The 13,722-nt window shown below is 47.6% G+C and carries 14 protein-coding genes; all 14 read left to right on the top strand.

Going from position 1 to position 13,722, the window contains the following annotated elements:
- Positions 1–3 precede the first annotated feature (3 nt).
- The 14 genes from uvrA to hisD all read left to right on the top strand — a co-directional run bounded on the left by uvrA (position 4) and on the right by hisD (position 13,722).
- A complete protein-coding gene (uvrA, locus tag P8596_RS21030) occupies positions 4–2,877 on the top strand; it encodes an excinuclease ABC subunit UvrA (RefSeq protein WP_061810169.1) in 2,874 nt (957 codons plus the stop codon).
- A 472-nt stretch (positions 2,878–3,349) separates the two neighbouring features.
- Complete coding sequence (locus tag P8596_RS21025; RefSeq protein WP_034764310.1) at positions 3,350–3,664, top strand: magnetosome magnetite crystal formation protein family; 315 nt, start codon at positions 3,350–3,352, stop codon at positions 3,662–3,664.
- A gap of 22 nt (positions 3,665–3,686) precedes the next feature.
- Entirely contained in the window at positions 3,687–4,817 is a 1,131-nt protein-coding gene (locus P8596_RS21020) for a DUF4097 family beta strand repeat-containing protein (protein WP_279724953.1), read from the top strand.
- A 21-nt stretch (positions 4,818–4,838) separates the two neighbouring features.
- A complete protein-coding gene (locus P8596_RS21015; protein ID WP_061810172.1) occupies positions 4,839–5,042 on the top strand; it encodes a PspC domain-containing protein in 204 nt (67 codons plus the stop codon).
- Positions 5,042–5,398: a phage holin family protein gene (locus P8596_RS21010; RefSeq protein WP_034764302.1), complete on the top strand. Its 357-nt coding sequence runs from the start codon at positions 5,042–5,044 to the stop codon at positions 5,396–5,398. Before P8596_RS21015 ends, P8596_RS21010 begins: the two co-directional genes overlap by 1 nt.
- A 101-nt stretch (positions 5,399–5,499) precedes the next feature.
- On the top strand, positions 5,500–6,150 hold the full coding sequence (locus P8596_RS21005; protein ID WP_279724951.1) for an alpha/beta hydrolase: 651 nt from the start codon (positions 5,500–5,502) through the stop codon (positions 6,148–6,150).
- A 128-nt stretch (positions 6,151–6,278) separates the two neighbouring features.
- A complete protein-coding gene (gene hprK / locus P8596_RS21000; protein WP_079532270.1) occupies positions 6,279–7,214 on the top strand; it encodes an HPr(Ser) kinase/phosphatase in 936 nt (311 codons plus the stop codon).
- Positions 7,215–7,245: 31 nt separating this feature from the next.
- On the top strand, positions 7,246–8,082 hold the full coding sequence (lgt, locus tag P8596_RS20995; RefSeq protein WP_224521930.1) for a prolipoprotein diacylglyceryl transferase: 837 nt from the start codon (positions 7,246–7,248) through the stop codon (positions 8,080–8,082).
- A 19-nt stretch (positions 8,083–8,101) separates the two neighbouring features.
- On the top strand, positions 8,102–9,067 hold the full coding sequence (locus P8596_RS20990) for a nucleoside recognition domain-containing protein (RefSeq protein WP_279724948.1): 966 nt from the start codon (positions 8,102–8,104) through the stop codon (positions 9,065–9,067).
- Positions 9,039–9,689, top strand: coding sequence for a pyrophosphatase PpaX (gene ppaX / locus P8596_RS20985; protein WP_279724947.1), 651 nt, complete (start codon positions 9,039–9,041; stop codon positions 9,687–9,689). Before P8596_RS20990 ends, ppaX begins: the two co-directional genes overlap by 29 nt.
- The gene (locus P8596_RS20980; protein WP_279724946.1) at positions 9,686–10,225 is read left to right on the top strand and encodes an acyltransferase; all 540 of its coding nucleotides are present in this window, start codon (positions 9,686–9,688) and stop codon (positions 10,223–10,225) included. Before ppaX ends, P8596_RS20980 begins: the two co-directional genes overlap by 4 nt.
- Positions 10,226–10,470: 245 nt before the next feature.
- Positions 10,471–11,658, top strand: a complete 1,188-nt coding sequence (locus P8596_RS20975) for an ATP phosphoribosyltransferase regulatory subunit (RefSeq protein WP_279724945.1) — start codon at positions 10,471–10,473, stop codon at positions 11,656–11,658.
- Entirely contained in the window at positions 11,655–12,278 is a 624-nt protein-coding gene (hisG, locus tag P8596_RS20970) for an ATP phosphoribosyltransferase (protein WP_034764282.1), read from the top strand. Before P8596_RS20975 ends, hisG begins: the two co-directional genes overlap by 4 nt.
- Positions 12,279–12,447: 169 nt before the next feature.
- A complete protein-coding gene (gene hisD, locus P8596_RS20965; protein ID WP_279724943.1) occupies positions 12,448–13,722 on the top strand; it encodes a histidinol dehydrogenase in 1,275 nt (424 codons plus the stop codon).

The raw sequence follows: 13,722 nt of genomic DNA, 5'->3' as shown, positions 1-13,722 counted from the left end.
ATTATGGCGCAGGATCAAATAATCGTACAAGGAGCAAGGGCTCATAATTTAAAAAATATAGATATCAACATCCCAAGGGATCAACTGGTGGTATTGACCGGACTATCTGGTTCGGGTAAATCCTCCCTTGCCTTTGATACCATTTATGCAGAGGGACAGAGACGATATGTCGAATCCCTTTCTGCTTATGCCCGTCAATTCCTCGGTCAGATGGATAAGCCCGATGTCGATGCCATCGAAGGGTTATCACCAGCGATTTCCATCGATCAAAAAACGACGAGCCGCAATCCCCGTTCAACAGTTGGGACCGTAACGGAGATTTATGATTATCTTCGTCTGCTGTTTGCGAGGGTCGGAAAACCGATCTGTCCGAATCACGGGATCGAAATCACCTCCCAGACGATCGAACAGATGGTGGACAGGGTCCTTGAGTATCCTGAAAGAACGAAGCTGCAAGTACTTGCACCCGTTGTTTCGGGCAGGAAAGGCACCCACGTAAAGACATTGGAAGACATCAAGAAGCAGGGGTTCGTACGTGTTCGCATCAATGGTGAGGTACAGGACCTTGGTGAAGAAATCTCTTTGGAGAAAAATAAAAAGCACTCCATCGAAGTGATCATCGATCGGATCGTTGTGAAGGAAGGAGTGGCAGCACGCCTCTCAGACTCCCTTGAAACGGCACTGAGACTGGCAGATGGTCAGGTGATCATCGATGTCATCGGGGAAGATGAGCTTCTATTCAGTGAACATCATGCCTGTCCATACTGTGGATTTTCCATCACGGAACTTGAACCAAGGATGTTCTCGTTCAATAGTCCATTCGGGGCTTGTCCAAGCTGTGACGGACTGGGGACCAAGCTTGAGGTGGATAAAGAACTCGTCATCCCCAATTGGGACCGTACCCTTGATGAGCATGCGATTGCCCCGTGGGAACCGACAAGTTCTCAATATTATCCATCCCTGCTGAAAGCGGTCTGTGATCATTATGAGATTCCCATGGACATCCCCGTAAAGGATATCCCGAAACATCAGATGGATAAGATCCTTTATGGATCCGGTAAGGATGAAATCTATTTCCGTTACGAGAACGATTTCGGCCAGGTCCGGGAGAACTATCTTCGTTTCGAAGGGGTCATTCCGAATGTGGAAAGACGCTACCGTGAAACGAGCTCGGATTATATCAGGGAGCAGATGGAAAAGTACATGGCGCAACAGGATTGTCCTGCCTGCAACGGCCATCGTTTGAAAGAAGAGAGCCTCGCCGTGAAGGTGGATTCCCTTCATATCGGCGAAGTGACGGCTTTTTCGATTGAAGAAGCAGAGCAGTTCTTCCAAAAACTCCAACTCTCCGAAAAAGATATGAAGATTGCCAACCTGATACTCAGGGAAATCCGTGAACGACTTGGTTTCCTTGTAAATGTAGGTCTTGAATACCTGACACTCAGCCGCGCGGCAGGGACGCTTTCTGGCGGGGAGGCACAGCGGATTCGCCTGGCTACTCAGATCGGTTCCCGTCTGACAGGGGTTCTTTATATCCTGGATGAACCGTCCATCGGATTGCATCAGCGGGATAATGATAGACTGATTGATACATTAAAGAATATGCGTGAAATCGGTAATACGTTGATCGTTGTAGAGCATGATGAAGATACGATGATGGCGGCAGATTATCTGATTGATATTGGTCCTGGAGCCGGGGTTCATGGTGGGGAAGTCGTTTCAGCCGGAACGCCACAGGAAGTGATGGATGATTCGAACTCTTTGACCGGTCAGTATTTATCAGGGAAGAAATTCATCCCCCTTCCTCAGGAAAGACGCAAGCCCGACGGCCGTTACCTGGAAATTGTGGGTGCGAAGGAAAATAATCTGAACAACGTCAAAGTCAAGCTTCCTTTAGGGATCTTCTCAGCTGTGACCGGGGTATCAGGATCAGGGAAGAGTACACTGATCAATGAAATCCTCCACAAGTCACTGGCTCAAAAGCTTCATAATGCGAAATCAAAGCCTGGTGAGCATAAAGAAGTGAAGGGCATAGAGCATCTGGATAAAGTCATTGATATCGATCAATCACCGATCGGCCGTACGCCGAGGTCCAACCCGGCTACGTACACAGGTGTGTTCGACGATATCCGCGATGTATTTGCCACTACAAATGAAGCAAAGGTCCGTGGTTATAAAAAAGGCCGCTTCAGCTTTAACGTCAAGGGTGGCCGCTGTGAAGCATGTCGCGGAGACGGGATCATCAAGATTGAAATGCACTTCCTGCCGGATGTTTACGTACCGTGTGAAGTTTGCCACGGAAAACGATATAACCGCGAAACCCTTGAAGTGAAATACAAAGATAAAAATATCTCCGATGTCCTTGAAATGACCGTCGAAGATGCAGTGAAATTCTTTGAAAATATCCCTAAGATCAAGCGTAAGCTGCAGACCATCTTTGATGTGGGTCTAGGCTACATCACATTGGGGCAGCCGGCCACCACGTTATCGGGTGGGGAAGCCCAGCGTGTGAAACTGGCGTCTGAATTGCATCGCCGTTCGACAGGGCGGTCTCTCTACATCCTTGATGAGCCGACGACTGGACTTCATGTCGATGACATCGCCCGTCTCCTTGTCGTCCTTCAACGACTAGTTGAAAATGGGGACACGGTCCTTGTCATCGAACACAATCTCGATGTCATCAAGGCAGCCGACTACCTTGTCGACCTTGGCCCGGAAGGCGGGGACAAAGGCGGCAAAATCGTCGCAACAGGCACCCCTGAAAAAGTGGCCGAAGTACAAGGCTCCTACACAGGTAAATACCTGAAACCCGTCCTCGAACGCGATCGGGAACGGATGAAAAAGAAAATCCGCGAAAAAGAAGAAGTCACAAATTAATTCAAAAAGAGAGATGCATCGAGCATCTCTCTTTTTTCTAAGAATGAATAAGGAAGTGAGTTTTCATTTCATCTTTATTTTAGTAGGGAAGGGGAGGGGTCTTGTTACATGATGGTTCATGGCTGAGTTTAGGTTAGAAAAACAAGCTTGGAAAATTGATTGAAGCGGAAGGTGCTCGACTCCTGTGGGAAAAGCGGGAAAGTTGAGACCCCGCAGGGCGAAGCCCGAGGAGGCTCAACTCACGCCCCACGGAAAGCGAGCACCTGCAGCGGAAATCAACTACCACTCACTTCATTAAGAGTGTCTGAGATTGTATCATCTAAAATAAACAAAACACCTCTCCATACCTACCCAAACTCAGCCTCCAGATGGAGTCTAGGCACACTTCCCATATGAGAAAATAAGATTATAACAAATGCATTGAAACTTTTTGCCCAGCGTATCGTAAATAATAGTAGAGGAGATGATGAAGATGGAGACCAATAAGGTACTGTCCGCTCTATGCTATTTTAGTATATTTTTTGCCGGCTTCCTTTTCCCCCTGATCGTCTATTTTGTATCAGACAATCCACACGTGAAAAAGGACGCCAAATCAGCGTTTTTATCTCATTTGTTACCGGTCATAGCGGTTCCCCTTGTGTTCGCAGGGTTGGTTATGGATATGGGGGTTTTCGCAAGTGGGGCAGGATTGCCTGTCTTTACCGTCATCATGATCGGTTTAGCCATATTACTTAGTGTTGTCGTGGTCATTTGGAATGTGTATAAGGGCATCAAAGTACTTTTATAATCAATAAAGGGGATGAAAGAGTATGAATGAAGAACGCAAACGCATTTTGGATATGTTGGAAAATGGAACGATATCGGCACAGGAAGCAGTGGCATTATTGGAAGCACTTGAAGAAAAGCCGCATACATCGAAACCGAAAAAAGAGAAGGATTTCCTTGATGAGTTTGTATCAATTTTTCAAGATGAAAAAAAAGATGAAAAAGAGCACTCATCCCATTCAGGAAATCCGAAAGATAAGCTCCTTGATTTCATGAATTCGGCCCTCTCTAAGATCAAGAATTTCGACTTCGACTTTCAATGGAATCAGTCGGTGGAATTGTCCCATGTCTATCAGCAGCCGAATACGGAGTTTGAAAAAATCGATATCGATGTGGCCAATGGGAAGGTGGAATTGATTCCTTGGGATGGTGAGGAAGTCCGGGTGGAATGTGAAGCCAAGGTGTATCGCACGGAAGACCATGAAGAAGCGAGAAAGCAGTTCATGGAGAATACGTCCTTTGTCATCGACGGGGATACGCTTTATTACTCGACGCAATTAAAGTGGATGAAGGTGGACTCCAAGCTATATATCCCGAAACACCAGTATAAAAGGATTTCTGTCCGTTTATTCAATGGTGGGTTAAAAGCGGGGGAATTAGAGGTTCAGGACCTCCGTGCCAAGGCAGCCAATGGGAAGATCCAGATCGATCGTCTGACTGCGAAGAAAGCGGAAGTCGAAACATCCAACGGTGCAATTTCCATTTTGAACGCGAAAGCGGATCACGTGGAGGCGGAATCCATTAACGGCAAGGTGCATGTTGAAGGGGATATCTCTTACTCAGACGTTCAATCCCTGAATGGAAATATCGTATGTGCCCTGACCGGAGAGAAATCCGATACGGTACATGCAAAAACAGTGACGGGGAATATCGATTTGTATGTTCCTGAAAACATCAACATTTCCGGAGAAGCTAAATCGAATTTCGGTAGTTTCAAGGTCGAACTGCAGGGTATTGATGTATTAGAGGAAAAAAATGAAGTGGTGCAAAAGTCGATCCGTTTCAGCCGTAAGACTGATTCAGCGGATAAGCTTCATCTTTTTGCGGAAACAAAAGCGGGATCTGTCCTCATAAAAAAACATGAACAGAAGAATGTTAATAAGGACAACGCATAAGATGAGAAAGAAGGAATAACGATGAAAAAACGATTAGCACGATCAAGGTCTGACCGTAAGCTTGCCGGGGTGATTGGTGGATTGTCCCGTTATGTAGGGATTGATTCAACGATCCTTAGGGTGATCTTCATCATCCTGCTCATTCCAACGGGGTTTTTCCCACTGGCTGTCGTATATGGTTTATTGGCCTTCGTGCTGCCACATGAGGAGGAAGCCATCAGATAATGAGATGGATTATTGGAATTTTAATCAATGCAGTGATCTTTATTGCATTAGCCGGCTTTTTTGACGGTTTTGAAGTGTCCGGGATCGGAGCGGCGATTGGAGCGAGCTTTATCCTGTCGATTCTGAATGTGCTCGTGAAACCGATTTTAATCATCCTGACATTGCCGGTCACGATTTTATCATTGGGACTGTTTTTATTTGTCATCAACGCCATCACGTTATTACTGACGGATGGACTGATGGGAAGCAGTTTTGAACTATCAGGTTTTGGCATGGCCTTCCTGGCATCGATCATTTTGTCACTTGCCAATCTGGTCATCCAGAAAGCGGTGCTCGACCCGATGAAGGAAAAATGAATACAAAAGGACTCCGGTTTTCTCTAGCCGGGGTTTTTTTATGTTCAAAAAAGGGTTTCTTATTTTAAAATAGAAATACTTGGAAAGGGAGTGAGGTTCTTATGAAAAAGACAACTGGTGTAATCAAGGGATATGGGGAAATCGATGTACCGTACACACGATTATCCCAGGGAGAAAACGCTGAAGGGATCGCCATCCTCTTGCCGGGACTCGGTTATACCGTGCAGGCACCTTTGCTTCATTATTCAACAGGCATATATCTGGAAAAGGGATTTGACGTGCTGCATGTTAACTATCAATATACTGGTGCGGACTACGAAAGATTTTCTGTGGAAGAGGTGGACGATGCCTTAAAGCACGATGTGAATAAGGTCATCGATGAAGTGTTGCAGGATCATACTTATCCACATATTCACATAGTGGCCAAGTCGTTCGGGACATTGGCTTTAGGGGCTGAATCAGCGAGGGAGTCCCTGCAGGAGGCCAAGTTCATCTGGTTGACCCCCTTACTGAAAGAGGATGAAATCTTTCAGGCCATGTTGGATAGTAAGCAGGAGGGACTTTGTATCATCGGGGATGGGGATCGTCATTATGATGAGGGGCGATTCAAAGAACTCAAAGCGAATCCCCGCCTGGAGATACATCTGATCAAAGGGGTCAATCACAGCCTTGAGCATGACTTCAATGTCCTCGATTCGATCTCCACACATAAAGAGATCATGTCCATCATCAAAGTATTTTCAGAAGCGTAGCCGGGGCTGCGCTTTTCTTCATTCGTTTGACTAAGCAAGCCTCCTTGCGCTTTTCTCCATTATTGCTAAAATAGGTTAGAGTACGCTTATAAATATGAAGCGAGTGTAATGTGAAGGAGGAGCTGCTTGTGGCTAAAGTTCGCACAAAAGATATCGTCGAGAAGTTTAAATTGGACCTTGTCGGCGGAGAAGAGGGTTTACATAGACCGATTACGACGAGTGATATTTCCCGTCCTGGACTTGAAATGGCCGGATATTTCAACTACTATCCCGCTGAACGCATTCAATTACTGGGAAAGACCGAATTATCCTTCCTGGAATTGTTGGATGAAGCAGAACGCAAGCGCAGGATGGAAGCGCTTTGTACAGACATCACCCCGGGTATCATTATTTCGAGAGATCTGGAGATTCCGGATGAGCTGGTGGAAGCGGCGAATCGTTATGATGTGCCTGTCATGCGTTCATCGATGAAAACGACACGTTTTTCTTCAAGACTGACGAATTACCTGGAAAGTAAGCTTGCTCCTACAACGGCCATTCACGGTGTATTGGTCGACATCTATGGGGTCGGTGTATTGATCACGGGTAAAAGCGGCGTCGGGAAAAGTGAGACCGCCTTAGAACTTGTGAAAAGAGGGCACCGCCTTGTGGCCGATGATTGTGTGGAAATCAGACAGGAAGACATGGATACGCTGATCGGCAGCTCTCCTGAGTTAATTGAACACCTCCTTGAGATCCGTGGACTCGGCATCATCAATGTGATGACGTTGTTCGGTGCCGGAGCAGTGCGAAGCTACAAACGGATCACCCTGTGCATCAATCTTGAACTGTGGGATAAAACGAAACAGTACGACCGTCTAGGACTGGAAGAAGAGAAAATGAGAATCATCGATACGGATATTACGAAATATACCGTGCCGGTCCGTCCGGGACGAAATCTTGCCGTCATCATCGAGGTGGCTGCCATGAACTTCCGCCTGAAACGAATGGGCGTCAATGCAGCCGAACAATTTACCAACCGTCTGGCTGATGTGATTGAAGACGGTGAGAATGAAGATATCTAAGCTTTACATATAATAAAAAAGGAGAGACACAATGAACGAGAATATTACGCCAATCGATCCCATTGCCATTTCCCTCGGTCCGATCCAGGTACACTGGTATGGAGTCATCATCGGACTTGGAATTGCACTGGGTCTATATTTAGTCATTCGTGAAAGCAAGCGATTAGGTCTTCATCCCGATACCTTCATCGATTTGCTCGTCTGGGCGATTCCCATCGCCATTATCTGTGCCAGGATTTATTATGTGGCTTTTGAATGGGACAATTATTATGCCGACCATCCGGGGGATATCATCAAAGTATGGAATGGCGGGATTGCCATCCATGGTGCGTTGATCGGATCGGTCATTACGACTCTTGTTTTTGCGAAAATCAAAGGTTTGTCTTTCTGGAAGCTGACGGATATCGCGGCACCAAGCATCATCCTCGGTCAAGCGATCGGACGCTGGGGGAACTTTGTGAACCAGGAGGCCCATGGTGGTGAAGTGTCACGCTCATTCCTTGAAAGTTTGAAGCTTCCTGAATTTATCATCAATCAAATGTACATCGACGGGGCGTATTACCAGCCTACCTTCTTATATGAATCTCTTTGGAGTTTCGCAGGGTTGATCCTGCTACTTGTCCTGAGAAGAAAAGCAGACTGGCTGCGTCGGGGAGAATTGTTCCTCGTCTATGTGATCTGGTATTCAATCGGGCGATTCTATGTAGAGGGGCTGAGGACTGATAGCCTGATGCTCGGATCTTTACGGTTCGCTCAAGTGATTTCCATCGTCCTGATCATTGCTGCGATTGCTGTGTTCTTTTACAGAAGAAAAGCGGGTCTTGCCCAAAAGGCATACGATGAAAAGACAGATACAGTGAACGCATAACAAAAAGGGAGAGGGAACTATGTGGATGTCATCTTTGAAAAATGGCGGACTTACGGGATTGAAAACAACGTGGTCCCTGGGGAAAGTCATTTTTCCTATCACGCTGATCGTCTTTTTGCTGCAATACACACCGGTCCTGCCGTGGATCATGGAGAAGATTTCGCCATTCATGAAGCTTCTCGGCCTTTCGGGTGATGCTGCGATTCCACTGGTCCTGGGGAATTTCCTTAACCTATATGCAGGGATCGGTGGGATTTTGTCCCTTGATTTAACGGTGAAGGAAGTCTTCATCATTGCGGTGATGCTGTCTTTCTCGCATAATCTGTTCATTGAATCGACGGTGGCGTCAAAAGTGGGCGTGAAGATCTGGCTAATTGTTACGGTAAGGATCGGACTTGCTCTCCTGTCTGCCATCATCATCAACCTCGTATGGAGCGGGGGATCTGATATTGCTAAGTACGGGATGATGCCCCCTCAGCAGGCGGAGCCCGATGGATGGGGAGAAATCGTCTTGCTTGGCCTTGAAAAAGCAGGATTCGGTGTCCTGCAATTGGCCCTTATCGTCATTCCTCTGATGATCATCATCCAGGTGATGAAAGACTTGAAATGGATGGACGCATTTTCCCGCTGGATGTCCCCAGCTACACGGGCCCTCGGGATGAATGAGAATACGTCGACGACGATGGTGGCTGGTCTCGTCATAGGTCTCGCCTACGGGGCGGGTGTCATGATCCAGGCGGTCAAGGAAGACGGGGTCAGTAAGAAAGATGTCACCATCGCTTTCCTCTTTTTAGTGGCATGTCACGCAGTGGTGGAGGATACAGTGATCTTCATCCCCCTTGGCATACCTGTACTGCCACTTCTTTTGATCAGGCTGGTGACCGCGATCCTGTTAACCATGCTGGTCGCTTATATCTGGAATAAAGTTGATGCCAAGAAAGAAAAGGAGCTGCATTATGAGCAGGATTACAACAATTCTATTTGACTTAGATGGGACATTGATCAATACGAATGATCTGATCATTTCATCCTTTATGCATACATTAAATCATTATTATCCCGGGCAATACGGGGAAGAAGACGTTCACCCATTTATGGGGCCGCCTCTTGAAGAGTCCTTCGGAGGGTTGGATCCCGATAAGATGGAAGAAATGTGCGCTCACTACCGCGCCTACAATCACGAGCATCATGATTCCCTCGTGACAGAGTTTGAGGGAGTCTATGAAACCGTGAAGACCCTTTACGACAATGGATACAAATTAGCGATCGTGTCGACGAAGGTCCGTGATGTGGTATTGAAGGGATTGGATCTGATGAATCTTCATCCGTTCTTTGAGGTCATCATCACCCTGGATGAAGTGGAGAACGCGAAGCCCCATCCGGAACCGATCGAAAAAGCATTGGTGGCATTGGGATCTTCCCCTGGTGAAGCCATCATGATCGGAGACAACCACCACGACATTTTAGCCGGAAAAAATGCAGGCGTCCTGTCGGCAGGCGTTGCCTGGAGTGCCAAGGGAAGAGAACATCTGGCCCATTATGAACCTGACTTCATGCTTGAAAACATGAGGGATTTATTAGCGATTGTGGGAGCCCCGACTGCATGAGACGGACGACCCGCTATCCTGTTGAAGGAGCAAATTCCCTCTGGCACGTCTACAAAACCGTACCATTCGGGAAGGTCGTCAAAAATTTCATCGTCATCCAACTCGCCCGTTACACCCCGTTTCTGGGGATGAAGAATTGGCTGTATAAAACGTTTCTCCGGATGAAGATCGGAGAACACACGTCATTCGCCCTGATGGTGATGCTGGATGTGATGTTTCCGGAGAAGATTTCCGTTGGGCGGAATACGGTGATCGGTTATAATACGACGATCCTTGCCCATGAGTATTTGATTAAAGAGTACCGACTGGGTGAGGTGGAGATCGGATCGGAAGTGATGATCGGTGCCAACACGACGGTTTTACCGGGAGTGAAGATCGGCGATGGTGCCATCGTGTCAGCAGGAACCCTCGTACATAAAGACGTGCCGGCAGGGGCCTTCGTCGGTGGGAACCCGATGAAAGTCATCTACACGAAAGACGAGCTGGCCGACCGATGGCGGGAAGATGCCATCTATGGGTTGAATAAAGAAGAATAAGGGAAAAGGCAAAGATAGAGTGGATTCTGTCTTTGCCTTTTTTTTTATTATGAAAATGGCAGATAAACCAGCAACCAATTCACCCCTCAAAAACGGTTGACGAATAAAAAAAGAAACGCTACACTACAAATAACTTTATTTTATTAGCACATTAGCGAACTAAAGGATTTCTGAATAATCGAGAAGTAGTAACAATCCCTCACTAAGGGAAAAATAGATGAATTAATACGCCAAAGGTGGTTCTTATGACTAAGTTATTTATGTTCGAGAAGCCATTGGGAATGAGAGATACATTTCCTGATTTATATGAGATCAAAGATCAGGCGAAGAAGAAAATGGAACAGGCCATGAAGCTGTGGGGGTACCGGTTCATCGAAACCCCGAGCCTGGAGTATTATGAAACCGTCGGGGAAGCATCGGCCATCCTCGATCAACAATTATTCAAGCTATTGGATCAACAGGGGCATACACTGGTGCTCAGGCCGGATATGACAGCCCCGATCGCGCGGGTTGCAGCGTCAAAGCTATTAAAAGAAGAAGCTCCTCTCAGACTTGCCTATTCGAATTCAGTCTTCAGGGCCCAGCAGCGGGAAGGCGGACGGCCGGCAGAATTTGAACAGGTGGGGATCGAATGCATCGGGGATGATTCCGTCAGTGCCGATGCCGAAGTGATTGCCCTTATGGTGTCGGTCCTCAAGGAAGCAGGCTTGGAGCATTTCAAGATTTCCATCGGGCATATCGGGTTCGTACAGGAACTGTTCACTCAAATCGTCGGAACCGAAGAACGGGCAGACACATTAAGACGATATTTATATGAAAAAAATTATGTCGGCTATCGTCAGCATGTGAACGAACTGGCCCTGTCATCCATCGATAAGGAGCGGCTGTTCAGGTTCCTGCAGTTACGGGGATCTGAAGACGTGCTAGGTGAAGCACATAGCCTCCTCGAAGGAGGAAAGGGACTCGGAGCACTTGAACAGCTGAAAGATCTGTGGAGTATTTTAAAAGATTATGAAGTGGAGAAATATGTGAAATTCGACTTGAGCCTTGTCAGCCATATGAGCTATTATTCCGGCATTTTATTTGAAGTGTACGGGGAGAATGTCGGGTTTGCCATCGGAAATGGCGGTAGATACAATAAGCTGCTTGAAAAGTTCGGTAAGAACTCCGGGGCGACAGGCTTCGGGTTACGCCTTGACTACGTACTGGAAGCCATGCAGGTTGAATTATCTTCCACCCTTCAGCAGTGTGTACTGTTCAGTGATGAGCGCAGGAAGGAAGCCATCGGCCTGGCGCGTGACTTGAGGAATGAAGGGGTAGAGGTTGTACTGCAGAACTGGAAGGGTGTAGGTGATGTGGACGAGTTCACGAAGGGGTTCAGCAACGTCCACTTCGTCGTGGGACAGGATCGGAAAGGCGGTGAGACATCATGAGTTCATTAACCATTGCCATGCCTAAAGGCAGGATATTTGAAGAAGCAGTGGAACTATTAAGGAAGGCCGATTACAACCTTCCACCTGAATTCGATGATTCACGAAAGCTTATCATCGAAGTGCCCGAAGAGGATCTGCGTTTCATCCTAGCGAAACCGATGGATGTCCCGACCTATGTGGAACATGGAGTCGCTGATCTGGGAATTGCGGGGAAGGACGTCATGCTTGAAGAAGAAAGGGACGTATACGAGCTCCTCGATTTGCGAATCAGCGGATGCTATCTGGCGGTAGCGGGACTGCCGAACACGAAGATGAGTGATGTAGCGCCGAAGATCGCGACAAAATATCCGAATGTCGCTTCATCCTATTTCCGGGAGCAGGGGGAGCAGGTGGAAATCATTAAATTGAACGGTTCCATCGAACTCGCCCCATTGATTGGGCTGGCCGACCGCATCGTCGATATCGTATCCACGGGGCGGACGCTGAAAGAAAACGGTCTGGTCGAATACGAAACCATCGTCGGCATCACCTCACGCCTCATCGTCAACCCCGTCAGCTACCGGATGAAAGACGAAAAAATCGAAGACCTCGTCACCCGGCTGACACGCATCATCGGGTGACGAGGGACGGACCTCATTTGTTCGAGTCCGGAATGTAGTGTTGGCAGCAATTAAGAAGCTTTTGGGACGGAATATCGGTGGAAAACGAGGTCCGTCCCTCTAAATAGAGATTACATAGGGAAGCTGGTCCTGATGACAGGTCCGTCCCTCTTGAAGGTTGGTGAATTCTGTGAAGATTATTAGGGATATTAGCAGGGCGTCGATTAAGCGCTCTGTGGATAGTGGTACGGAGGAGCAGCGCAGGGCGGTCCAGGGGATCATTGCTTCTGTGAAGCAGGATTTAGACAATGCCGTACGTGAGTATACAGAGAGATTCGATAGAGTCCATTTGGATAACTATAAGGTATCTGAGCGTGAGATAGAGGAAGCTTTCTCCGCTCTCGATCCGGAAATGGTCTCCATCATTGAAGAAGCGGCGGATAATATCCGTGCCTTCCATGAACAGCAAAAGAGGTCATCGTGGTTCACAACGGATGAAGATGGAACGATGTTAGGTCAAAAGCTCACACCCCTTGACTCAGTTGGTGTGTACGTTCCCGGTGGAACTGCAGCCTATCCATCATCGGTCTTGATGAATGTACTGCCGGCAAAAGTGGCCGGAGTAAAAAGAATTACAATGGTTTCACCCCCAGGCAAGGATGGGACATTATCTCCGGGGGTTCTCGTGGCCGCGAAGGTAGCAGGAGTGGAGGAAATCTTTAAGGTCGGTGGTGCTCAAGCCGTTGCCGCACTTGCATACGGGACGGAATCCATCTCGCCTGTGGATAAAATCACGGGACCGGGGAACATATACGTTGCCCTGGCGAAACGGGAAGTGTTCGGTGATGTGGATATCGATATGATCGCAGGACCGAGTGAAATCGTGATCCTGGCCGACGGAAATCAGCGGGCCCATGAAATCGCGGCAGACCTTCTTTCTCAGGTAGAGCATGATGCCCTTGCTTCAGCCGTCCTCGTGACCAATTCATCAGTTCTTGCGGAAGAGGTATCCGCAGAGGTTGAGCGTCAATTGGCTACTCTTCCTCGTGAGGAGATTGCCCGTCAATCCATCCTCGACCATGGTGCCATTTATGTGACGAGAGATTTAGAGGAAGGAATTGAGCTCGTCAATGAGCTCGCCGCCGAGCACCTGGAAATCTTGACGGATAAGCCCTTTGAAACGATGGCGAAAATCCGCCACGCCGGAGCGATCTTCCTCGGACGATACAGCTCAGAACCAGTCGGGGATTATTTTGCAGGACCGAATCATGTTCTTCCGACGAACGGGACAGCCCGTTTCTCAAGTCCGTTGAATGTGGATGAATTTATGAAGAAGACCAGTGTCATCTCCTATAGTGAAACGGCACTGAAGAAAAACTACGAAAAAATCGCGAAACTTGCCCGGTTAGAGGGCCTAGAAGCCCACGCGAGGGCAGTGGAGATTCGATTCGATAAAGAAAAATAG

Origin of the sequence: Rossellomorea sp. DA94, from assembly GCF_029834455.1 — a bacterium.
Taxonomy (GTDB): Bacteria; Bacillota; Bacilli; order Bacillales; family Bacillaceae_B; genus Rossellomorea; species Rossellomorea vietnamensis.
This window is presented reverse-complemented; position numbering and strand designations above follow the sequence as displayed.